The following is a 22,421-nucleotide window of genomic DNA, read 5'->3' on the forward strand; positions in this document are numbered from 1 at the left end:
CCATGACCCCCCTAGCCACCGGCGACCCCCTCCGCCTGGGCCCCTACCGCCTGCTCGGCGTCCTCGGTGAAGGCGGCATGGGCAAGGTGTACGTCGGTCAGGACAGCGCCGGCACCATCGCCGCGGTCAAGGTGCTGCGGCCCGAACTCGCCCACGACGCGAACCTCGCCCAGCGCTTCATCCGCGAGGCTCAGGCCGCACAGGCCGTACGCAGCAAAGGAGTTGCCGCCGTCCTCGGCGCGCACACCGAAGGCGGCCGGCCATGGATCGCCACCGAATTCCTTGCCGGACCGACACTCGACCAGGCCGTGGACGCGTACGGGCCCTTCGACGAAGCCGCCGTTCGCGCCATCGCCGACTCCGTCGCGCGCACCCTGGCGGACATTCACGCGGCCGGGTTCATCCACCGTGACCTCAAGCCCCCGAACATCGTCCTGACGTCGAGCGGGCCGCGCGTCATCGACTTCGGTATCGCCCGCCCCGAACACGGGCTCACCCTCACGACCACCGGGCAGACCCCGGTGACCCCGGGCTACGGCGCACCCGAGCAGGTCCTGGGGCAGCGCGTCGCGCCGTCAGCCGATGTGTTCTCGCTGGGGGCGCTTCTGGTGTACGCGGCAAGCGGCCGACGCGCCTTCGACGGTGCGCACGTGGCGGCCGTGCAGTACGAGGTCGTCCACGGCGAGCCTCAACTGGGAGACCTGGCACCGCAGTTGCAGGTGCTCATCGCTCCCTGCCTCGCCAAGGACGCGACCACGAGACCTGTCCCGGCACAGATCGTCACGGCGTTCGCGGCGCCCCGGGGCGCTGAGCGCGTCTGGCGGCGCGGCCCGGTGGCGGGCGCCATCAAGGAGCGCGAGAGCGCGCTCCGGCAACTGACCACGCAGATCACGCCGGATGGCCGGCGGCCGGTGACGCGCCGCCGCCTCATCACCGGTCTCGCCGCCGGGGGCACGGTTCTCGCGGCGGGTGGTGGTACGGCTGCCTGGTGGCTCGGTTCGCGCCAGGGGAGCGGGAAGGCGAAGGAAGACCCGTTCGACATCCCCGTCGCTGTGCGGCCGCCCATCGCTCAGCCGGTGTCGGTCAAGGTCGACAAGGACTTCCACGGCAACGAGTCCCCGTCGAGTCTGTGGGAACTGGCCGACGTGGTCGACATCGATTCCCCGACCCTGCTCCCCGTCCGGGACGTCATCATCTTCGGAGCGATGAGCGGGGGCATCGCGGCGTACGGCGTACTGAGGGGCGAAGAGCGCTGGACCGCTCCGCACGCCCGGGTCAAGAGCGGCTACCTCTCGCTGTCGGACCGGCTGGTCGTCACCGCTGACGCTGACGGAAAGCTGCATACGTATGTGCCATCCACCGGGCAGCCCAAGTGGACCGCCGACGCGGAGGCCGAGAAGCTGCTGTGCGCGGACGACGAGGCGGTATACGTCCTGACGAAGGACGACCGGCTGCGCAGCATCGGCCGCTCAGATGCCAGGATCCGCTGGACCGCGCGCGTTTCGGCGGACTTCCGCAAGAAGATCGACTGGCCCAGCGCGGTCGGACACGGACGCCTCGTCCTGACAACGACGGACGGCAACATCCTCGCCGTGAACACCGCCAACGGCCGTCAGGCGTGGGCCCGGCTCGCGGGCGCGCCGAACACGCTCCGACCTGTGGCCGACGGCGACACCGTGTACATCAACGGCAAGTCGCTGAGCGCCAGCCGGATCACCGACGGAGAGGTGATCTGGAAGGCCAAGAACACCGAATGGGACGACAAACCGAGCTGGTGGGGCCCGCCGTCGGTCACGGAGGACTCGGTCTACTCCTCCGAGGACGACACGCCCACTCGGTTGGACAGACGCAACGGCGAAGAGCTCTGGATCGCGCCCGAAGTCGCCACCAACGCGAGCCCGTTGCTCCCCCAGGGCACCGGCGTGTGGGTCATCTACAGTGACTCAAACGCCCCTTCGCCCCTCGTCGAGGTGCACGCCATCCGTCAGAGTGACGGCAAGGACATGTGGACCTACTCGCTCCCGAACGCCGACTACCACCGGCTCTCGGCCTACGCCAACAGGGTGTTCGTCATGAACGACAGCTCCCTGACGGTGCTCCCGGTGTTCTGACGCACCCACTCCGCGCCGCACCCACTCCGCGTCGCCTTCACTTTGCGCGGCCGGCGCGACGCGGCACCTACTGCCTCCCAGGAGCCCCGTCCCCCGCCGCATCCTCCAGATCGAACTCCCCGTCCCGAGCCCCCAGCACGAACGCCGTCCACTCCGCCTCCGTGTAGCGGAGCACGGTCTCGGGTTCCATCGAGGAGCGCATCGCCACGGCACCGGCCGGCAGGTACGCGATCTCGACGCGCTCCTCGTGGTCCTCGGTGCCGGGGGCGCTGTGCCATTCGGCGCCGGAGATGTCGAGCGCGTAGAGCTCGTTCTTCTCCCGCTCCTTGCGCGCCTTGATCTCCTCGGGGGACTCCCCGGCGGCATCGCTTCCCACGCCCTGTGCGGCGCCCTGTGCTGCCTCGGCCATGATCCGGGCCCCTTCCCGATGTACGTACATGCAGTGTGGCCAGCGTACTTGGGACAGCCGAAGGTGCGCGGGGCGTCGGACGACTTGCACCCGCCTGATCCGGCGAGGTACCCCGGTGCAGCCCGGCGCCGGGCGCGCTACAGCTGCACCGGAGAGCTCAACGGCAGCCCACGTCCTTCATCGCCGCAGGAAGATAGGCCTTCAGAAGTGAGCGCAGCGCATCGCGCCGCTCGGACACATCCTGGATTGCCTGTTGTTTCAACTCGATGTCCGCGACGAACTTCTGCTGCTTCCCGCCGTACGTACACCTGTCCACAGCCAGGGCTCCGCGGTCTGCGATGCGGGCATCCTGACCGATATTCGCAGCTGCCGGATGGCCCAGCCCCTGCATTCCGCGTTCGTTCACCGCGATGACATCGGTGCTGGCCGGAACCACGTCGCCGGAGAAGTGGATGACAAGATTCCCATCGACCTTCAGTTCGCAACGGGGCTGCGTGGGGCCGAAGTTGTAGTCGCGCTGAGTCAGCTTCCCGCCGTCGGGGAGGAGGGGGGACAGCAGTTTGGATCCCACCTGGACTCCGCATGCCGCCTTCGGTACGGCATAGCCTCTCCCCGATGAGCTGGTGCAGGCTGCGGCTGTCAACATCGCCAAGATCGCTGCGGCAGCCAACGGCTTCGACAATGTGCTCTGCCTCACTGATCGCCTGCCAGTCCTCGAGCCCGTGCGTTGCCGTCAAAGGCAGCTGCGTTGATCTCGTTCGTCAGCGTGTAGGAGTTGTTCTCCGTCTGGCCAGGGTTGGCGGTGGCCCAGATCTTCGCCAGAGATTCCAGCTGTCCTTCTCGGCCCGTGAACGTCTTCCCGTTCTGCTGGTGATTCTGATCGTCGATGCGCCCTTGCTCGTCCTGCTGCCACTGGTAGGTCAGTGCGTCGACGCCGCGCTGTGCGGCGTCGCCGACCACCGGAATGAAGTTCACCGCGCCGCCGATGCCGTGGTAGGCCCACTTCGCCTTCCAGGACGGGTCTTCCTTGTCCGTGTCCAGCGCTTGATAGCGGGCCTCCTCCAGGAAACCGACGGTCGCACCGGCCCGCTGCAGCGTTTCTTTGGGATCGCCCGGGTGATCGGTGTTGATGTCGTGGACGATCTCGCGGTTCAGCCCGTCGTTCAGCAGTCCGTAAGAGTCCTGGTCACGGGAGATCTGCTTGGTCACTTCGAGGAGCTGGTGCCGGTCGAGCTGCCTGGGGTCGTCGGGATGGTCGGCCTGGGAACTCATCGTGTTGTGCGTTTCGTCCCCGTAGTTCACCAGGACCTTCGCCATGTCGTCGCGCATCTCGCGGGGGAAGTCGTCGCCGGTCTCGGACAGGTACTTGAGTGACCGGTCGAGGGCCTGGCGGTTCTCCGGAGTGTGCTCCACGTACGTGGCGGCGGGGTCGTTCGGATTCATGCCGCTCGTGGCCGCGAGGAGAGCCTTGCCGGTCGCGTCCCGTGACTGATTCCCGTCACCGTCGTCGAGCGGGGTGTCGTCGAACGTGTGCCGCTCCTTCAGCACCCATTCCGCGTTGTCCTGCGGATGCGTCTCGTTGAAGAACTCGGTCGCAGCGTCCGGACTGTTGGACAGACCGGTCATGAAGCCCGTCATCGGATCACGGCCGAAGTCCTCACCGATGAAGTTCATCTTCGGCGTCGGCGGCCCGCCGGCTCCCTGCCAGTAGTGGTCGGGGAGCTTCATCTTCTTCTCGGTCGCGACCAGCGCGTTGCCGTACTTGTTCATGAAGTCGTCGTCGTAGTCACCGGTCCGCATGATGTTGCTCATCAACTGGAACCCGTAGACGTTGCCGCCCCTCGTCTGGACCGTCTGGCCCCCGAGGTCGACCATGCGGTCCTTCCAGGACTGCATGTCGGCCGAGTCGGACTGCGTCGCGCCGGCGAGCGTCATGCCGAGATTCTTCTGGAAGTCGCCGAGCTGGTCGCGGCGGGCTCGCTGCAGGTCACCGCCGTCCGAGGGGTCGGAGAGGTCGGCCCAGAAGTCGAGAGTGCCCTTGGGCCCAAGCGTCTTGGCGAACTCCTCCTGGAACAGCGGGTCGTTCTTGTACCTGGCCATGGAGCTGTTCAGCCGGTCGAACTCCTCGGGGGTCATGTCGTCCCCCTTGCTCTTCATCAGGTTGGCCAGGTCATCGGCCTCCTTGATGGCCTTCGCGGCTTCGTCCCGGTCGCTGTAGTCAGCCCCTGAGAAACCGTATGTGGCCTGGTCCACGATGAGATTGAGCGCCTTGGCGGCCGTCGTGTCGCTCTCGGTGGCCCCGCTCAGGATCCGCTGCACCTCGTCGCGGAGGCCGGTGACGTCCTGCGGGCTGTGATCAGGAACCTCCGTGCCTTTGGCGGCGCGGTCGGGGTGGATGTTCATCGTGACGGTGAACCCGCCACTCCCGGTGTCCATCACCGTGAGGTTCTTCTTGAGCCCTCGGTCGATCGCGTCGTTCAGCTGCTGCCGATAGTCGATCAGTTCGCTACGGGTGTCGCCGAGTATTTTGGCTATGGAGTTGGCCTGCGTATGCGCATCGGCGAACTCCCCGGCGGTCTTGTCCACGAACTCACGCGAGACCGTGGCGTTGGCTCCGTGCCAGTTCGCCCTGTCGGCCTTGACCTTGAGATCACGCTCCGCGTCGTCCTGGAGGGACTTGAGGTTGACGACCATCTCCTCCCAGTCGCCGACGGCCTCTCCCAGCGCGGAAAAGTTGCCGTAACGCAGCGCGTCGAGGTCCATCAGTTACCTCGCTTCTCGTCAAAGCCCTTGTCCAGCGTGGAGATGCTGCTGATGACGCCGTAGATGTGCTCCTCGTCGCCTTTGTGCGCCCCCTTGGTGTAATCCAGGTGGTTCGAGATGTGGGCGCAGGCGTCGAGGAGGGACTGGACCTGGTCCACCCAGCGCTCGGCCACATGGTCCAGGGCCTTGCCGACGGCGAACTCCGACTTGAGACCCCCGGCGGCCTTCATCGAGGAGATCCGGGCATGGTCGCTCTCCCGGTCCATGCGGGTGCGCAGCCGGAACGCCGCATCTCCGATTGCGGCCAGATCAGGGAAGTTGACCGTCAGATCGCCCTGAGGATCGCCACCGCCACCGCCACCCGGGTCGGCAAGCTGGTTCAACTGCATCTTGGCGTTCCCCCTGTGCAGGGCTTCCGCCTTGAGCTGTTCCCACTCGTCCCAGGCCACCGAATGACGCCTTCCCCCGTGTGACTGATGTGCTCCCGTAGTGCCCGTCGCCCTCAAAGAGGGCGACGGGCACTACACAGCGCATCCAACTCACCAGAGAGATTCGGCCAGTTCAAGCGACCTTGCCGAATCATGACGATCCCTATACGTCAGTGGTCGGAAGGGACCAGTCCCGTCTGGACCAACGGCTTCCCCCGCTTGCGCGAGACGAAGACGCCACGGCCCGCCGGCATCGGCCGTGGCCGCACGCCGCCCATGAGGTCGCCCTCGCCGGGGTCGCCCGCGAGGACGAGGCCCTGGGCGCCGAGCTCCTTCATCCGCTGGATGAACGGCTCGTACGCGGCCCGGCCGCCGCCCGCCGAGGAGCGGGCGATGATGAAGCGGACGCCGACGTCCCGCGCGAACGGGAGTAGTTCGGTGAGGCCCGAGAGCGGGTTCCCGCTCGACGTGGACACCAGGTCGTAGTCGTCGATGATCACGAAGACGTTCGGACCGCGCCACCAGCTGCGGTCCCGCAGCTGCTGCGCTGTCACCTCCGCTGTCGGCGTACGCCGCTGCATCAGGTCGGCGAGCGCGTCCATGTGGTGCCCCATGGAGTTCGACATGGGGATGTACTCCGCCAGGTGCGACGGCGGGGTCACGTCCAGCAGGGCGCGGCGGTTGTCGACCACGAAGAGCTTGCACGAGTCGCCGTCGTAGCGCTCGGTGAGACGCTTGATGAGCAGGCGCAGCAGGTTCGACTTGCCGGACTCGCTCTCTCCGAAGATGAGGAAGAACGGGTCCGATTCGAAGTCGAGGAACACCGGCTCCAGGTTGTCCTCGTCGAGCGCGAAGGACACACCGCGGTCCGGGAACAGGTTCCCCGGGGGCAGCCGGTCCGCCGCGAACTCGCGTGGAAGCAACCGCACTTCGGGGGCGCCGGGCGCCGTCCAGTGCCGGGTCACCTCGGCGGTCAGCGCCGCCGTGGCCTCGGCCAGGTCCGTGTCCGATGTCAGGCCGTCGATCCGCGGGACCGCCGCCATGAAGTGCTGCTTCTGCGGCGACTGGCCGCGGCCGGGCACGCCCGTCGGCACGTTCGCCGCGACCTTGCGGTCGAACTCGGAGTCCATCGTGTCGCCGAGCCGCAGCTCGAGGCGGTTCATGAGGTGGTCCTTCATGTTCGCCCTGACCTCCATGGACCGCGAGGCGGTGAGCACCAGGTGGATGCCGTAGCCCAGGCCGCGGGCCGCGATGTCGAGCACCGCCGGCTCCAGACCCTCGTAGTCCGTACGGAAGTTGCCCCAGCCGTCGATGACGAGGAAGACGTCACCCCACGGCTGGTCGGTGACCGAGATGTCGCCGCGCGCCCTGCGTGCGCGGAAGTCGCCGATCGAGGCGATGCCGGAGGAGCGGAAGTACTCCTCGCGGCGCATCATCACGCCGTAGACCTCGGCGACCGTGCGTCGCACCTTCTCGGGGTCGAGGCGCGAGGCCACCCCGCCGACATGCGGCAGCCCGGCGACGGCCGACAGACCGCCACCACCGAAGTCGAGCCCGTAGAACTGCACTTCGTACGGGGTGTGCGTCAGGGCGAACGAGGCGATGAGCGAACGCAGCAGCGTCGACTTGCCGGACTGTGGGCCGCCCAGGATCTGCATATGGCCGGCCGCACCCGAGAAGTCGCACCACAGGGGGTCGCGCCGCTGCTCGTACGGCTTGTCGACGAGGCCCGCCGGGACGATGAGGCGTCCCGCGCCCTCGTAGCCGGGCTGTGTGAGACCGCGGCCCTGCACTGCGGCGAGGCCGGGAAGGAGACTGTCGAGCGACGGCGGGCTGTCCAGGGGCGGCAGCCACACCTGGTGGGCCGCCGGACCCTGGGCCTCGAGGCGGCGCACGATCACGTCGAGCACGGTGTCCGAGAGCGCGTCGTCGGTCGTGGGCGCGGTCTCGGGGCGCTGCTGGGGCACGGCGACGTACTGCACCGGCACCTCGGCCGCCGTGAACAGCACCGGCCGCCGGTCCATCGGAAGCGGCCCGCCCGCCACCGCCGTCTGCGCGGAACCGGAGCGGTAGGTCCCGGACACATACGCCGCCTTGAAGCGGACCATCTCGTCCGTGCCGTACTTCAGGAAGCCGGAACCCGGCACGTTCGGCAGCTCGTACGCGTCGGGTACGCCGAGCGCCGCGCGGGACTCGGCGGCGGAGAACGTCCGCAGTCCGATCCGGTACGAGAGGTAGGTCTCCAGGCCGCGCAGCCGGCCCTCTTCGAGGCGCTGCGAGGCGAGAAGCAGATGCACGCCCAGCGAACGGCCGATGCGGCCGATCTGCACGAACATCTCGATGAAGTCGGGCTTGGCCGTCAACAGCTCGCTGAACTCGTCGATCACCAGGACGAGCGACGGGATCGGCTGGAGCGGGGCGCCGGCCGCGCGCGCCTTCTCGTAGTCGTGGATGTTCGCGTAGTTGCCCGCGTCGCGGAGCATCTCCTGGCGGCGGTTGAGCTCACCGCGGATGGAGTCACCCATGCGGTCGACGAGCGTCAGGTCGTCCGCGAGGTTCGTGATGACAGCCGCGACGTGCGGCATCTGGGCCATGCCCGCGAACGTCGCACCACCCTTGAAGTCGGCGAGCACGAAGTTCAGTGTCTCGGAGGAGTGCGTGACCGCGAGGCCGAGGACGAGGGTGCGCAGGAGCTCCGACTTTCCGGAACCCGTCGCACCGACACACAGGCCGTGCGGGCCCATGCCCTCCTGAGCCGCTTCCTTGAGGTCGAGCATGACGGGCCGGCCGTCCTCGCCGACGCCGATCGGCACACGCAGCCGCTCCGCCTGGGAGCGCGGGCGCCAGGTGCGCTTGGTGTCCACGGAGGCGGCGTCGCCGAGACTCAGCAGATCCGTGAAGTCCAGGTTCGCCAGGAGCGGTTCGTCGTCGTCGCCGCCCGAGGCCATGCGCAGCGGCGCCAACTGCCGTGCCAGCGCGTCCGCGGCCTCGTAGGAGAGCAGGTCGGGCGTGCCCTCGTAGACCACGCCGTGCGCCGACTCCAGCGTCAGGGAGTGGGGCTGCACGACGATCGAGAGGTCGCCGCGACCCGTCGTCAGCTCGCCGGGCACGACCTCGACGACGGACACACCCTGCAGGCCTTCGGGGCTGGCCAGCATCGACACCGGCGGCAGGGACACGCCGTCGAGCACGACGACGAGATGCGGCTGCTCGGGGACGGGCGCCCCACCGGGGTGGAAGCGCGGACGGCCCTGGAGGCGCGTGGTCAGCATCGCCTCCAGCTCCATCGGGTCGGTGGCGATCAGGCGGCGGCTGCCGGCGCCGTCCGTCTGGCCCGCGGCCTGGCTGTGCGGCAGCCACTTGGCCCACTCCCACTGCGGCGCGGCCGCCCGGCCCGTCGCCACGGCGATCACCAGGTCCTCGGGGGAGTGCAGCGACGCGAGCGAGGCGACGACGGCGCGGGCCGTGCCGCGCACCGTCTGCGGCTCGCCGCTGACCGTCACGTGGTAGAAGGCCCGCAGCGAGACCGCCATCGGCAGGTCCTCGAGCGTGCCGTGCGCGGCGAGGAAGCGCTGCATGGCGCCCGCCGTCAGAGGCTCCAACTCGTCCACGGGCGCGGTTTGCGGGGGCACCAGCGGAGTGGCGAGCCCTTGCGGGCCGAGGCCGACACGCACCTGCCCGAAGTCCTCGTCGCCCGTGCGCCGCTCCCAGACGCGGCTGCCCTCGGCGACGAGCGCCCACAACTGCTCGGGGGAGGGGTGCAGGTAGTACTGCGCGTCGCGCTGCTTCCTCGCGGTCTTCGTGGCATCGCGCCGGGTTTGCGACAGATAACGCAGATAGTCGCGGCGCATGTCCGACATCTGGCCCTGCGAGCCGCGCCGGTAGCGCACCAGCATCGCGATGCCCATGGCCAGGGTCGACGCGATCATCACCATGCCCATGATCTTCATGAACGGCCCACCCTGGCCGTTGAAGAAGAAGACAACGGATCCGCCCATGCCGAGCATCGGCAGGAGCTGCATCATCGCGCCTTCCTGCTGCCCACGTGGCAGCTCGGGCGGAGGCTGCAGGACCACCTCTTCCGTGGGCACTTCGGACGGCAGCGCCCGAGGCGGGCGCTTCACGACGATGTGACTCACTTCGCACCAATTCCCTTGCCGGACCGAGGTGTTCCGTCCGCCGCCCCGTGTCAGGCGGACGTCGATCGTGATTTGCGATCCTACTGACGGCCACTGACAACGGTGGGCGGTAGGGTGCCGGAGGTGCAGTCGAGGACCGCGGATCCGCCCGGGAAACAGGGCATTTCACGCGGTCGGGAGCGAGCGGGCCCGCTAACGCCGGTCCTGGAAGCCTCGTTGACAGGCGGCGGGGACGCGCGCGAGCGACGTACACAACACCTCCACATCCGGCTGCATCACCGGACACACCAACTGAGGGGGAACAGCAGGTGAGCATGACGGCTTCCGCTTCCGCGACGGCCGGCGCGACCGGCGGAGCGGGCACCGGAGCCCCTTCGGGGGCCGGCACGGGCCTCGGCTTCTGCCGCGTCACCATCGTCGCGCCCGACAGCCGGATCGATGTCGCACTGCCCGACGACGTCCCGGTCGCCGACCTCAACCCGGAGATCCTGCGGCTCTCCCAGCAGGGCCCCGCCGAGGGCGCGCCGGTCGGCTACCACCTCGTACGCCGCGACGGCACCGTCCTCGACAGCGCCCGGTCCTTCGCCGCGCAGCGCATCCTCGACGGCGAGCTGCTCACCCTGCGCCCGTTCTCCGAGTCGCTGCCGCCGGCCGTCTTCGACGACGTCTCCGAAGCGGTCGCCTCGGCCGTCACCCGCGACCGCACCCTGTGGAACGGCGACCTGACCCGCGGCGCCGGACTCATCGGCGGCGGCGTCCTGCCCGCCCTCCTGGCCTTCGTCACGTGGACGGCCGAGCCGCACCACGACATGAACAGCCTCCAGGGCGTCCTCGCCGCGGTGGCCGGCCTTCTCCTCGTCGTCCTCGCCTGCGTGCGCGCCAGGGTCTACGACGACCGCGGCTCGGCCGTCGCCCTGGGACTCGGCGCCCTGCCGAACGTGGCGGTGGCGGGCTCCGGTCTGCTGCCCCTCGCCGACCACCAGGGGATCGGACGGCTCCAGTTCCTGCTGGCCTGCACGGCCGTACTGCTCGCCTCCGTGGTCCTCACCCTGGTCTCGCCGGGCGGCGACGGTCCCTTCGTGGCCTTCGTCTTCGCATCGGCCGTCGGGGTGCTCACGACGTTCATCGCCATCCTCACGGACCTGACGGCCGTGGAGACCGCCGGCCTGTGCGCGCCGCTCTCCGTAGGGGCCCTCGCCTTCCTGCCGGGCCTCTCCATGCGCTTCGCCCGCCTCCCCATCGGTTTCGAACCCCCGAGCATGGCCCGCGGCGAGTACGGCAACGACCCCGCGACCCAGGAGCCCGTCGAGGCCGACCGCATCGCGGCCCAGGCCCGCCGCGGCCATGAGCTGCTCGTCGGCCTGGTCGGCGGCTGCGCCCTGGTGTCCGTCGGCGCCGCGGCCGTCCTCGGCTTCTCGCACGACGTGTGGGGCCAGCTCCTCGCCTTCGCCACCGGCGTCGCGATGCTGATGCGCGCCCAGCTCTTCCGCTACACCGCGCAGGTCGCCTCCCTCCTCGCCGCCGGCCTCGCCTCTCTCGTCCTGCTGGGCCTCGGCCTCTCCCTCCACCCGCCGCTGGACTACCTGGACGACTTCTTCAGGAAGGGCGACAGCACCGCCCTCGACATCCGCACGGTCTGGCTCGTCGCGGTGATCGCGGTGGCCACGGCACTGATCACGTCGATCGGACTGATCACGCCCCGCCGCGGAGTCAGCCCCTTCTGGGGACGCTTCATGGAGATCGCGGAGACGTTCGTCCTGCTCACGCTGGTCCCGCTGACGCTCGCCGTCTTCGACGTGTACGCACAGGCCCGCGCGATGACCGGCTGACCGGGCGGTCGGATGCACACGGAGTGGCTGGTACGCTGTGTGACGGCCGTTTGTGTACGCGCCCTCAGGTCTCCGGTTTCCCCGGAATCTGAAGACTGCGCCCAGCGGACCTCGCCTCCCGAGTAACGGAAGCTCCCCTGAGATGTGGACCAGGGGCACTCGGTGGCCACGAAAAGACTACGAGGAGTACGCGTGTCGCTCGACGCCGCTACGAAGAAGCAGATCATCACCGAGTTCGGCCAGAAGGAGGGCGACACCGGCTCCCCCGAGGTCCAGGTCGCCATGCTGTCCCGCCGGATCTCGGACCTGACCGAGCACCTCAAGACGCACAAGCACGACCACCACTCCCGTCGTGGTCTGCTGATCCTGGTCGGCCAGCGTCGCCGCCTTCTGCAGTACCTGGCCAAGAAGGACATTCAGCGCTTCCGTGCGCTGGTCGAGCGCCTCGGCATCCGCCGCGGTGCGGCCGGCGCCCGCTAAGACGCCGTGAAGGGAGCGGTTCCCACTGACAGGGGGCCGCTCCCTTTGCTGTACGTGCGAAGTGTCATAGACGCTTTGTAGTCTGGACGCACGACAAAAGCACCACCGCACGCACCACGCACGCATCACCACATGCATGCACCGCTTCGATGCACCGCACCCAGTTGCACCGCATCACCGCGACGCATCACCGCACGAGGAGAAGCGCACCCTCGCCGCCGCCGGTCCTCGGTAGTGGCCCCCGGGAGACGGATCCCGTCCACCCCGGGTGCTTCGATCGAAGACCGGCCCGCACACAAGGCGCGCTTCTCCGGCCCCGTCCCTCCGCCACACGGGCGGAACGGGACAAAAGACGAAAAGTAACGGAGAAAACGCTAGTGGAGAACGAGACCCACTACGCCGAGGCCGTCATTGACAACGGCACCTTCGGCACCCGCACCATCCGCTTCGAGACGGGCCGTCTGGCCCGTCAGGCCGCCGGCTCCGCCGTGGCGTACCTGGACGACGACACCATGGTGCTGTCGGCCACGACCGCTTCGAAGAAGCCCAAGGACCAGCTCGACTTCTTCCCCCTGACGGTGGACGTCGAGGAGCGGATGTACTCGGCCGGCAAGATCCCCGGCTCCTTCTTCCGCCGTGAGGGCCGTCCCTCCGAGGACGCGGTCCTAACCTGCCGCCTCATCGACCGCCCGCTGCGTCCGTCCTTCAAGAAGGGCCTTCGCAACGAGATCCAGGTCGTCGAGACCATCATGGCGCTCAACCCCGACCACCTGTACGACGTGGTCGCCATCAACGCCGCCTCCTGCTCCACGCAGCTGGCCGGCCTGCCCTTCTCCGGCCCGGTCGGCGGCACCCGTGTCGCGCTGATCAAGGGCCAGTGGGTCGCGTTCCCGACGCACACCGAGCTCGAGGACGCCGTCTTCGACATGGTCGTCGCCGGTCGCGTTCTCGAGGACGGCGACGTCGCGATCATGATGGTCGAGGCCGAGGCCACCGAGAAGACCATCGAGCTCGTCAAGGGCGGCGCCCAGGCGCCGACCGAGGAGGTCGTCGCCGCCGGTCTCGAGGCCGCGAAGCCCTTCATCAAGGTGCTTTGCAAGGCCCAGTCGGAGCTGGCCGCCAAGGCCGCCAAGCCGACCGGCGAGTTCCCGATCTTCCTGGACTACCAGGACGACGTCTTCGAGGCCCTGACCGCCGCGGTCACGAGCGAGCTCGCCCAGGCGCTCACCATCGCCGGCAAGCAGGACCGCGAGGCCGAGCTGGACCGCGTCAAGGAGATCGCCGCCGAGAAGCTGCTCCCGCAGTTCGAGGGCCGCGAGAAGGAGATCTCCGCTGCGTACCGCGCGCTGACCAAGAAGCTGGTCCGCGAGCGCGTCATCAAGGACAAGGTCCGCATCGACGGCCGTGGCGTCACGGACATCCGTACGCTCGCCGCCGAGGTCGAGGCCATCCCGCGCGTGCACGGCTCGGCGCTCTTCGAGCGTGGCGAGACCCAGATCCTGGGCGTCACCACCCTCAACATGCTCCGTATGGAGCAGCAGCTGGACACCCTTTCCCCGGTGACCCGCAAGCGCTACATGCACAACTACAACTTCCCGCCCTACTCGGTCGGCGAGACGGGCCGCGTCGGCTCCCCGAAGCGCCGCGAGATCGGCCACGGCGCGCTCGCCGAGCGCGCCATCGTGCCGGTCCTGCCGACGCGCGAGGAGTTCCCGTACGCGATCCGTCAGGTCTCCGAGGCCCTCGGTTCCAACGGCTCGACGTCCATGGGCTCGGTCTGCGCCTCCACCATGTCGCTGCTGAACGCCGGTGTGCCGCTGAAGGCCCCCGTCGCCGGTATCGCCATGGGCCTGATCTCCCAGGAGATCAAGGGCGAGACGCACTACGTCGCCCTCACCGACATCCTCGGTGCGGAGGACGCCTTCGGTGACATGGACTTCAAGGTCGCCGGCACCAAGGAGTTCGTCACCGCTCTCCAGCTCGACACCAAGCTGGACGGCATCCCGGCCTCCGTCCTGGCCGCGGCCCTCAAGCAGGCCCGCGACGCCCGCCTCCACATCCTCGACGTGATGATGGAAGCGATCGACACGCCGGACGAGATGTCCCCGAACGCCCCGCGGATCATCACGGTCAAGATCCCCGTGGACAAGATCGGTGAGGTCATCGGCCCGAAGGGCAAGATGATCAACCAGATCCAGGAGGACACCGGCGCCGACATCACGATCGAGGACGACGGCACCATCTACATCGGTGCCCAGCAGGGCTCGCAGGCCGAGGCCGCGCGCGCCACGATCAACTCGATCGCCAACCCGACCATGCCGGAGGTCGGCGAGCGCTACCTGGGCACCGTCGTGAAGACGACGACCTTCGGTGCGTTCGTGTCCCTGCTCCCGGGCAAGGACGGCCTGCTGCACATCTCGCAGATCCGCAAGCTGGCCGGCGGCAAGCGCGTGGAGAACGTCGAGGACGTTCTCGGCGTGGGCGCCAAGGTCCAGGTCGAGATCGCCGAGATCGACTCCCGCGGCAAGCTCTCCCTCATCCCCGTCGTCGAGGGCGAAGAGGGCGACGAGACGAAGGACGACACCGACAAGTGACGTCCCGTAGCTCCAAGGCGACGGCCCGCACCTCCTCGGAGGCGCGGGCCGTCGCCCGTACCCAAACCCTGATCAAGGGCGAGAACGGCATCGGTACGGTCCGCAGGACCACCCTCCCCGGCGGCCTGCGGATCGTCACCGAGACGCTGCCCTCCGTACGCTCCGCGACCTTCGGGATCTGGGCGAACGTCGGCTCCCGCGACGAGACACCCACGCTGAACGGCGCGACGCATTACCTCGAGCACCTCCTCTTCAAGGGCACCTCCCGCCGGAGCGCCCTCGACATCTCCTCGACGATCGACGCGGTCGGCGGCGAGATGAACGCCTTCACGGCGAAGGAGTACACGTGCTACTACGCGCGCGTGCTCGACACCGACCTCCCCCTCGCGATCGATGTCGTCTGCGACATGCTGACCGGCTCCCTCATCGAGGAGGCGGACGTCGACGCCGAGCGCGGCGTGATCCTCGAAGAGATCGCCATGACGGAGGACGACCCGGGCGACTGCGTGCACGACCTGTTCGCGCACACCATGCTCGGCGACACCCCGCTCGGCCGCCCGGTCCTCGGCACGGTCGACACGATCAACGCGCTCAACCGCGGCCAGATCGCCCGCTTCTACAAGAAGCACTACGACCCGACGCACCTCGTCGTCGCGGCCGCGGGGAACGTCGACCACAACAAGGTCGTACGCCAGGTGCGTGCCGCCTTCGAGAAGGCCGGCGCCCTCACCCGCACCGACGCCGTCCCCACGGCCCCGCGCGACGGCCGCAAGCCCGTGCGCGCAGCGGGCCGCATGGAACTCCTCGGCCGCAAGACCGAGCAGGCTCACGTCATCCTCGGCATGCCGGGCCTCGCCCGCACCGACGAGCGCCGCTGGTCCATGGGCGTCCTCAACACCGCCCTGGGCGGCGGCATGTCGTCCCGCCTCTTCCAGGAGGTCAGGGAGAAGCGCGGCCTCGCCTACAGCGTGTACTCGTACACCTCGGGCTTCTCGGACTGCGGCCTCTTCGGGGTCTACGCGGGCTGCCGGCCGAGCCAGGTGCACGACGTGCTCAAGATCTGCCGCGACGAGCTCGCCCACGTCGCGGAGCACGGTCTGTCCGACGACGAGATCAGCCGCGCCATCGGCCAGCTCTCCGGCTCCACGGTCCTCGGCCTCGAGGACACCGGCGCGCTCATGAACCGCATCGGCAAGAGCGAGCTCTGCTGGGGCGAGCAGATGTCCGTCAGCGACATGCTGGAGGAGATCGCCTCGGTCACCCCCGACGAGGTGCGCGCGGTGGCCCGCGACATCCTGGGACAGCGCCCCTCGCTGTCGGTCATCGGCCCGCTCAAGGACAAGCAGGCGGCGCGCCTGCACGAAGCGGTGGCATAGCCCACCCGTTCGCAACTCGCGTAAGGAACGAAGAAGATGAGCAAGCTGCGCGTGGCGGTCCTCGGCGCCGGGGGCCGCATCGGCTCCGAGGCCGTACGGGCCGTCGAGGCCGCCGAAGACATGGAACTGGTCGCGGCCCTCGGCCGGGGCGACAAGCTGGAGACCCTCGCGGAGTCCGGCGCCCAGGTCGCGGTCGAACTGACCACGCCCGACTCGGTGATGGACAACCTCGACTTCTGCGTACGCCACGGCATCCACGCCGTCGTCGGCACCACCGGCTGGACCGACGACCGCCTCGCCAAGCTCACCACCTGGCTCGCGGACTCCCCGCGGACCGGTGTGCTCATCGCCCCGAACTTCTCCATCGGGGCCGTCCTCACCATGAAGTTCGCCGAGGCGGCGGCGCCGTACTTCGAGTCCGTCGAGGTCATCGAGCTGCACCACCCGAAGAAGGTGGACGCGCCCAGTGGCACGGCCGCCCGTACGGCGCAGCTCATCGCGGCGGCCCGCGAGAAGGCCGGCAGCGCCCCGCAGCCGGACGCCACGGCCACCGCTCTCGACGGCGCCCGCGGCGCGGACGTCGACGGCGTCCCGGTTCACTCCGTGCGCATGCGCGGCCTCCTCGCCCACCAGGAGGTCCTCCTGGGCGGCGAGGGCGAGACGCTGACCATCCGCCACGACTCGCTGCACCACAGCAGTTTCATGCCGGGCATCCTGCTCGGCGCCCGCCGTGTCGTGACCACTCCCGGCCTCACCTTCGGCCTGGAACACTTCCTCGACCTGAACGTCTGACGGACCTCATGCGCGCAAAGCTCACCTACCTCGTCACCGCCCTCGTCCTGGTCTTCTACTTCGTCCTGGTCGGCAGCCGCGGCCTGCTCCTCATCGAGCAGGGCACCCTGCTCACCGTCACGTTCGGCGTGGCCGTGCTGATCCTGCCGGTGATCGGCCTCTGGTTCCTCTGGGCCAACACCCAGTTCGTCCGCAAGGCGAACCGTCTCGCCGAGCGCCTGGAGGCCGAGGGCGGCCTGCCCGTGGACGAGCTGCGCCGTGACCAGTACGGCCGCATCGACCGCGACTCCGCCGACGAGGTCTTCGTCCGGCGCAAGGCGGAGACCGAGGACACGCCGGGGGACTGGCGCTGCTGGTTCCGCCTCGCCGTGGCCTACCGCGACGCCCGGGACACGCCGCGCGCCCGCAAGGCGATGCAGCGCGCCATCGCCCTCCAGGAGGGCCGGACGGTCAGCGTCTGAGGACGTGTGCGTCCCGAGTACGCGTGAAGGGCCGCGCCGGTGATCCGGCGCGGCCCTTCACGTATGCCTGGTTCAGGCCTGGTGCGGCCGGTACTCGTCGGCCCACACCTCGATGGCGTCCGACGCCCGGTCGAAGGCCTCGGTCCGCGCAAGGAAGTCCGCACCGTGACTGGTGACCAGGGCGGACATCTCATCGGCCTTGTCCCGCCGTACGAGGAGCAGCGCCTGCCCCTGCACCGTGCGGGGGAGTCCGAGCCAGCGGACCGGCTGCTGGACGGTACGGACCGTCACGACCTGGGCCCACGGGACCGTCTGGGTCTGGAAGAAGGCCACACGGCGCAGGCCGTGCGCGCTCACCCACGTACCCACCCGCAGCAGGCGCAGGGCCGCCCCGATGATGAGCAGGGCGATGACGCCGCACACCGCGCCGCCGCCGAGGCCACCCGTGAAGGCGATGATCACCGCGGCGAACATGACGTACGAGGCGAGCAGCAGGAGCAGCGCGGCGAATCCCACGCGCCACGGCCCCGGCCGGTAGGGACGCCGCCATTGGTCGCGATCGTCGAAAGGCAGCGCGACATCGTCGGCCACCTCGTCAAAAGCGCGGTCGGCCGTCAGGAAGGGCAGGGGCACGACTGGTCCTCACTCAATCCACGCTGTATTCGGGCTGTGCCCGGTGAGGCTACCTAGGCGTGCGCCTGCCTTCCACCCCTGGGGGGCCGGACGGGGGCAGGCCGTCAGCGGCCGTCGGACGCTTCGGACTGCTGCGTGTGCGCCGGTGCCTGACCGGACGACAGGGCGGGCATCCCCAGGAGCAGAGCGCCCACGAGCCCGGCGACGACGGTGAGGCCGACGAGCGAGCGACCGGCGATCTGGCCGGCCGAAGCGCGTTCGCGCGGGGGTGGAGTGACGTTACTGCGGAACTTGTCGGCTTCGGCGATGAAGGCGAACGGAACTGGCTCGCGCCGACGGAACATGGGTGCTGCTTCTCCTCGTCAAGATCGAAACGTTCAGGTCATCGAAGCGCCGAGAGCGCGGAGAGCGGCGAACGAACCGCCCGTTACCCATACAGACGCACGGATGCATCAAAAGGTGCCCTGTTTCGCCGAATTCACAGAAGTTCGGCGTTGTTCGGATCGGAATGTCGCGAGGCACGACCGAATGCCCCGTTGTCAGTGCCTGCCCGTAGAGTGGGCGCCGCCCGAGTGAAGTGATGGAAGGACCCCTCGAACCGTGACCGAAACCCCTGCTGACGACCTCAAGCCGACCTTCCGCGGCGACGTGACGGTCGAGCTGGTCAAGCACACCGCGAGCGACACCGACGTGCTGTTCGCCGCCCGCGTCTCCACCGCGGGAGAGCAGTCCCTCGACGAGCTGACCAAGGACCCGGAGCGCTCCAAGGGCCTGATCAACTTCCTGATGCGGGACCGTCACGGCAGCCCCTTCGAGCACAACTCGATGACGTTCTTCATCAACGCCCCGATCTTCGTGTTCCGCGAGTTCATGCGACACCGCGCGGGCTGGTCGTACAACGAGGAGTCGGGCCGCTACAGGGAGCTCCAGCCGGTCTTCTACGTCCCGGAGGCCTCCCGCAAGCTGGTCCAGCAGGGCCGCCCCGGCAAGTACCAGTTCGTCGAGGGCACGCAAGGCCAGCAGGAGCTCACCGGCCGCGTGATGGAGGACTCGTACCGCCAGGCGTACGAGGCGTACCAGGAGATGCTCGCCGCGGGCGTCGCCCGCGAGGTGGCCCGTTCGGTCCTCCCGGTCGGCCTCTTCTCCTCGATGTACGCGACGTGCAACGCGCGCTCCCTGATGCACTTCCTCGGCCTGCGCACCCAGCACGAGCTGGCCAAGGTCCCGTCCTTCCCGCAGCGGGAGATCGAGATGGTCGGCGAGAAAATGGAGGCGGAGTGGGCCAAGCTCATGCCGCTCACCTACGCCGCGTTCAACGGGAACGGCCGGGTCGCTCCGTAGCCGAGGAAGCGTGGATACGGCACAGATGTACGGTTCAGCCGTGTGAAGTGTCCGGATTGCGGCATTTCGGAAAGTTCATCTAGCCTGATCAAACGGACCCGGCACTGCCTGAACCCCCGAGCAGGCAGTGCCGGGATCCATCCCCGCCACACCCCCTGGCATCCCCCGAGGGGGGACCGTGCGCTGAGCAGCGAGTAGCGTATTACCCATGGCTCCGACCTCCACTCCGCAGACCCCCTTCGGGCGGGTCCTCACCGCTATGGTCACGCCGTTCACGGCGGACGGCGCACTTGACCTCGATGGCGCGCAGCGACTCGCCGCCCATCTGGTGGACGCAGGCAACGACGGACTCGTCGTCAACGGCACCACCGGCGAGTCCCCGACCACCAGCGACGCGGAGAAATCGGATCTCGTACGAGCCGTACGACAGGCGGTCGGCGACCGTGCCCACGTCATTGCCGGCGTCGGTACGAACGACACCCACCACAGCATCGAGCTCGCCCGCGCCGCCGAAAAGGCCGGAGCGCACGGCCTGCTCACGGTGACGCCGTACTACAACAAGCCCCCGCAGGAAGGCCTCCTGCGGCACTTCACCGCGATCGCCGACGCCACCGAACTGCCGGTGATGCTGTACGACATCCCGGGCCGCAGCGGCGTACCCATCAACACCGAGACGATCGTCCGCCTCGCCGAGCACCCGCGCATCGTCGCCAACAAGGACGCCAAGGGCGACCTCGGCCGCGCCAGCTGGGCCATCGCCCGCTCCGGCCTCGCCTGGTACTCCGGCGACGACATGCTCAACCTGCCGCTGCTCTCCGTGGGCGCGGTCGGCTTCGTCTCCGTCGTCGGCCACGTCGTCACCCCCGACCTGCGCGCCATGCTCGACGCGTTCGTCAGCGGCGACGTGCAGAAGGCCACCGAGATCCACCAGAAGCTGCTCCCGGTCTTCACCGGCATGTTCCGCACACAGGGCGTCATCACGACCAAGGCGGCGCTCGCCCTCCAGGGCCAGCCCGCCGGACCGCTGCGCCTGCCCCTCGTGGAGCTGACGTCCGACGAGACCGCCCAGCTCAAGATCGATCTCGCCGCCGGCGGGGTACAGCTCTAAACACAGACTTCACAACTGAATACGCACGACCGCAGGACACAGCTCCTGCACCCACACAAGACAACTGCTACTGCACGAACGTCACGCGCGCCACGTGCCTTACAGGTACGTGGCGCGCGTGGTCAGGAGAGTCTTTTGAGTCATCCGCATCCTGAACTCGGCGCCCCGCCGAAGCTCCCGAAGGGCGGCCTGCGCGTCACCCCGCTCGGCGGCCTCGGTGAGATCGGCCGCAACATGACGGTCTTCGAGTACGACGGCCGCCTGCTCATCGTCGACTGCGGCGTGCTCTTCCCCGAGGAGGAGCAGCCCGGCATCGACCTGATCCTGCCGGACTTCACGTCCATCAGGGACCGCCTCGACGACATCGACGGCATCGTGCTCACGCACGGCCACGAGGACCACATCGGCGGCGTTCCGTACCTCCTGCGGGAGAAGCCGGACATCCCGCTGATCGGCTCCAAGCTGACGCTCGCCCTCATCGAGGCGAAGCTGCAGGAGCACCGCATCCGCCCGTACACGCTTGAGGTCGCCGAGGGCGACCGCGAACGTCTGGGCCCCTTCGACTGCCAGTTCGTGGCGGTCAACCACTCCATCCCGGACGCGCTCGCGGTAGCCATCCGCACGCCGGCCGGCATGGTGGTCCACACGGGCGACTTCAAGATGGACCAGCTCCCGCTGGACCGCCGCCTCACCGACCTCCCCACGTTCGCCAAGCTCGGCGAGGAAGGCATCGACCTTCTCCTCACCGACTCGACGAACGCCGAGGTCCCGGGTTTCGTCCCGCCCGAGCGCGACATCTCGAACGTGATCCGCGGCGTCTTCGCGGGCGCGCAGAAGCGCATCATCGTCGCCTCCTTCGCCAGCCACGTGCACCGCATCCAGCAGATCCTGGACGCCGCCCACGAGTACGGCCGCCGGGTTGCCTTCGTCGGCCGCTCGATGGTGCGGAACATGGGCATCGCCCGTGATCTCGGCTACCTGAAGGTCCCGCCGGGCCTGGTCGTGGACGTCAAGACGCTCGACGACCTCCCGGACAACGAGATCGTCCTCGTCTGCACCGGCTCGCAGGGCGAGCCGATGGCCGCGCTGTCCCGCATGGCCAACCGCGACCACCAGATCCGGATCGTCTCCGGCGACACGGTGATCCTGGCGTCGTCCCTGATCCCGGGCAACGAGAACGCGGTCTACCGCGTCATCAACGGCCTGACCCGCTGGGGCGCGAACGTCGTCCACAAGGGCAACGCCAAGGTCCACGTCTCGGGCCACGCCTCGGCCGGCGAGCTGCTGTACTTCTACAACATCTGCAAGCCGAAGAACCTGATGCCGGTCCACGGCGAATGGCGCCACCTGCGCGCCAACGCCGAGCTCGGCGCCCTCACCGGCGTCCCGCACGACCGCATCGTGATCGCCGAGGACGGCGTCGTCGTCGACCTCGTCGAGGGCAAGGCCAAGATCGTCGGCAAGGTCCAGGCCGGTTACGTCTACGTGGACGGCCTCTCGGTCGGCGACGTCGGTGAACCCGCGCTCAAGGACCGCAAGATCCTCGGTGACGAGGGCATCATCTCGGTCTTTGTGGTGGTGGACTCCAGCACCGGCAAGATCACCAGCGGCCCGACCGTCCAGGCGCGCGGCTCCGGCATCGACGATTCGGCGTTCAGCGCTGTCATGCCGCGGATCCAGGAAGTCCTGGACAAGTCGGCCCAGGACGGTGTCGTCGAACCCCACCAGCTGCAGCAGCTCATCCGCCGCACACTGGGCAAGTGGGTCTCCGACACCTACCGTCGGCGCCCGATGATCCTCCCGGTCGTCGTAGAGGTCTGAAGCACCTGAGGAGCGGGGGGGGGGGGGGGTGGTTAGGGTGGGGGGCCGGCCGGCGGGGTTGGAGGGTCGCGCGCGGGGGGGGGGCCGGGGGGGGTTAGAGCGACGTACGAAGCCTCGTTGGGGGGGGGGTGATGAT

17 protein-coding genes are annotated in these 22,421 nt (G+C 68.8%); 10 read left to right on the top strand and 7 right to left on the bottom strand.

Translation table 11 applies throughout. From position 1 onward, the window contains the following. Positions 1-2 precede the first annotated feature (2 nt). Positions 3-2,111 (top strand): protein kinase domain-containing protein, encoded by a 2,109-nt coding sequence (locus tag ACWFR4_RS36605; RefSeq protein WP_453656153.1) that lies wholly within the window; start codon positions 3-5, stop codon positions 2,109-2,111. 67 nt (positions 2,112-2,178) lie between these two features. Here ACWFR4_RS36605 and ACWFR4_RS36610 read toward each other — a convergent pair whose 3' ends face one another. The 5 genes from ACWFR4_RS36610 to eccCa form a co-directional block, all read right to left on the bottom strand. Further along, entirely contained in the window at positions 2,179-2,520 is a 342-nt protein-coding gene (locus ACWFR4_RS36610) for a DUF397 domain-containing protein (protein WP_453465934.1), read from the bottom strand. A 157-nt stretch (positions 2,521-2,677) separates the two neighbouring features. Beyond that, positions 2,678-3,091 (bottom strand): hypothetical protein, encoded by a 414-nt coding sequence (locus ACWFR4_RS36615; RefSeq protein ID WP_453465936.1) that lies wholly within the window; start codon positions 3,089-3,091, stop codon positions 2,678-2,680. A gap of 122 nt (positions 3,092-3,213) precedes the next feature. After that, on the bottom strand, positions 3,214-5,283 hold the full coding sequence (locus ACWFR4_RS36620) for a hypothetical protein (RefSeq protein ID WP_453465937.1): 2,070 nt from the start codon (positions 5,281-5,283) through the stop codon (positions 3,214-3,216). Then, positions 5,283-5,732 carry a hypothetical protein gene (locus ACWFR4_RS36625; protein ID WP_453465939.1) on the bottom strand — a complete coding sequence of 150 codons (450 nt, stop codon included), beginning with the start codon at positions 5,730-5,732 and terminating at the stop codon, positions 5,283-5,285. The genes ACWFR4_RS36620 and ACWFR4_RS36625 overlap by 1 nt, the downstream gene beginning before the upstream one ends. A 149-nt stretch (positions 5,733-5,881) precedes the next feature. Further along, positions 5,882-9,850 (bottom strand): type VII secretion protein EccCa, encoded by a 3,969-nt coding sequence (eccCa, locus tag ACWFR4_RS36630; protein WP_453656154.1) that lies wholly within the window; start codon positions 9,848-9,850, stop codon positions 5,882-5,884. A 314-nt stretch (positions 9,851-10,164) separates the two neighbouring features. Here eccCa and eccD point away from each other — a divergent pair, with 314 nt between their 5' ends. From eccD to ACWFR4_RS36660, 6 genes are all read left to right on the top strand, one after another. Continuing rightward, positions 10,165-11,679 (top strand): type VII secretion integral membrane protein EccD, encoded by a 1,515-nt coding sequence (gene eccD, locus ACWFR4_RS36635; protein ID WP_453656155.1) that lies wholly within the window; start codon positions 10,165-10,167, stop codon positions 11,677-11,679. A 192-nt stretch (positions 11,680-11,871) separates the two neighbouring features. Further along, positions 11,872-12,159: a 30S ribosomal protein S15 gene (gene rpsO, locus ACWFR4_RS36640; RefSeq protein ID WP_100595166.1), complete on the top strand. Its 288-nt coding sequence runs from the start codon at positions 11,872-11,874 to the stop codon at positions 12,157-12,159. 377 nt (positions 12,160-12,536) lie between these two features. Beyond that, positions 12,537-14,753, top strand: a complete 2,217-nt coding sequence (locus tag ACWFR4_RS36645; RefSeq protein WP_453468360.1) for a polyribonucleotide nucleotidyltransferase — start codon at positions 12,537-12,539, stop codon at positions 14,751-14,753. Beyond that, the gene (locus tag ACWFR4_RS36650; RefSeq protein WP_453656156.1) at positions 14,750-16,129 is read left to right on the top strand and encodes a M16 family metallopeptidase; all 1,380 of its coding nucleotides are present in this window, start codon (positions 14,750-14,752) and stop codon (positions 16,127-16,129) included. Before ACWFR4_RS36645 ends, ACWFR4_RS36650 begins: the two co-directional genes overlap by 4 nt. A gap of 36 nt (positions 16,130-16,165) precedes the next feature. After that, on the top strand, positions 16,166-16,921 hold the full coding sequence (gene dapB / locus ACWFR4_RS36655) for a 4-hydroxy-tetrahydrodipicolinate reductase (protein ID WP_453469467.1): 756 nt from the start codon (positions 16,166-16,168) through the stop codon (positions 16,919-16,921). Between the two features lie 8 nt (positions 16,922-16,929). Then, entirely contained in the window at positions 16,930-17,382 is a 453-nt protein-coding gene (locus ACWFR4_RS36660) for a tetratricopeptide repeat protein (RefSeq protein ID WP_453656157.1), read from the top strand. Positions 17,383-17,454: 72 nt separating this feature from the next. Here ACWFR4_RS36660 and ACWFR4_RS36665 read toward each other — a convergent pair whose 3' ends face one another. Together ACWFR4_RS36665 and ACWFR4_RS36670 are read right to left on the bottom strand one after the other, a co-directional pair. Beyond that, a complete protein-coding gene (locus tag ACWFR4_RS36665) occupies positions 17,455-18,015 on the bottom strand; it encodes a PH domain-containing protein (protein ID WP_453469355.1) in 561 nt (186 codons plus the stop codon). A 104-nt stretch (positions 18,016-18,119) separates the two neighbouring features. Continuing rightward, positions 18,120-18,359 carry a hypothetical protein gene (locus tag ACWFR4_RS36670; protein ID WP_227297627.1) on the bottom strand — a complete coding sequence of 80 codons (240 nt, stop codon included), beginning with the start codon at positions 18,357-18,359 and terminating at the stop codon, positions 18,120-18,122. A 256-nt stretch (positions 18,360-18,615) separates the two neighbouring features. On the opposite strand from ACWFR4_RS36670, the gene thyX reads away from it, so the two are divergent. From thyX to ACWFR4_RS36685, 3 genes are all read left to right on the top strand, one after another. After that, positions 18,616-19,356, top strand: a complete 741-nt coding sequence (gene thyX / locus ACWFR4_RS36675) for an FAD-dependent thymidylate synthase (RefSeq protein WP_100595173.1) — start codon at positions 18,616-18,618, stop codon at positions 19,354-19,356. Positions 19,357-19,564: 208 nt separating this feature from the next. Further along, positions 19,565-20,464, top strand: a complete 900-nt coding sequence (gene dapA, locus ACWFR4_RS36680) for a 4-hydroxy-tetrahydrodipicolinate synthase (protein ID WP_453469356.1) — start codon at positions 19,565-19,567, stop codon at positions 20,462-20,464. Positions 20,465-20,599: 135 nt separating this feature from the next. Further along, a complete protein-coding gene (locus ACWFR4_RS36685) occupies positions 20,600-22,285 on the top strand; it encodes a ribonuclease J (RefSeq protein WP_453469712.1) in 1,686 nt (561 codons plus the stop codon). Positions 22,286-22,421: the final 136 nt, after the last annotated feature.

Source organism: Streptomyces sp. NPDC055140 (assembly GCF_053607285.1).

What these genes read in the sequence shown, in the direction of transcription:
- ACWFR4_RS36620 (WP_453465937.1), bottom strand. Translation starts at nt 5,283, where the DNA reads ATGGACCTCGACGCGCTGCGTTACGGCAACTTTTCCGCGCTGGGAGAG.
- ACWFR4_RS36605 (WP_453656153.1), top strand. Translation starts at nt 3, where the DNA reads ATGACCCCCCTAGCCACCGGCGACCCCCTCCGCCTGGGCCCCTACCGC.
- eccD (WP_453656155.1), top strand. Translation starts at nt 10,165, where the DNA reads ATGACGGCTTCCGCTTCCGCGACGGCCGGCGCGACCGGCGGAGCGGGC.
- dapB (WP_453469467.1), top strand. Translation starts at nt 16,166, where the DNA reads ATGAGCAAGCTGCGCGTGGCGGTCCTCGGCGCCGGGGGCCGCATCGGC.
- ACWFR4_RS36670 (WP_227297627.1), bottom strand. Translation starts at nt 18,359, where the DNA reads ATGTTCCGTCGGCGCGAGCCAGTTCCGTTCGCCTTCATCGCCGAAGCC.
- dapA (WP_453469356.1), top strand. Translation starts at nt 19,565, where the DNA reads ATGGCTCCGACCTCCACTCCGCAGACCCCCTTCGGGCGGGTCCTCACC.
- ACWFR4_RS36610 (WP_453465934.1), bottom strand. Translation starts at nt 2,520, where the DNA reads ATGGCCGAGGCAGCACAGGGCGCCGCACAGGGCGTGGGAAGCGATGCC.
- ACWFR4_RS36660 (WP_453656157.1), top strand. Translation starts at nt 16,930, where the DNA reads ATGCGCGCAAAGCTCACCTACCTCGTCACCGCCCTCGTCCTGGTCTTC.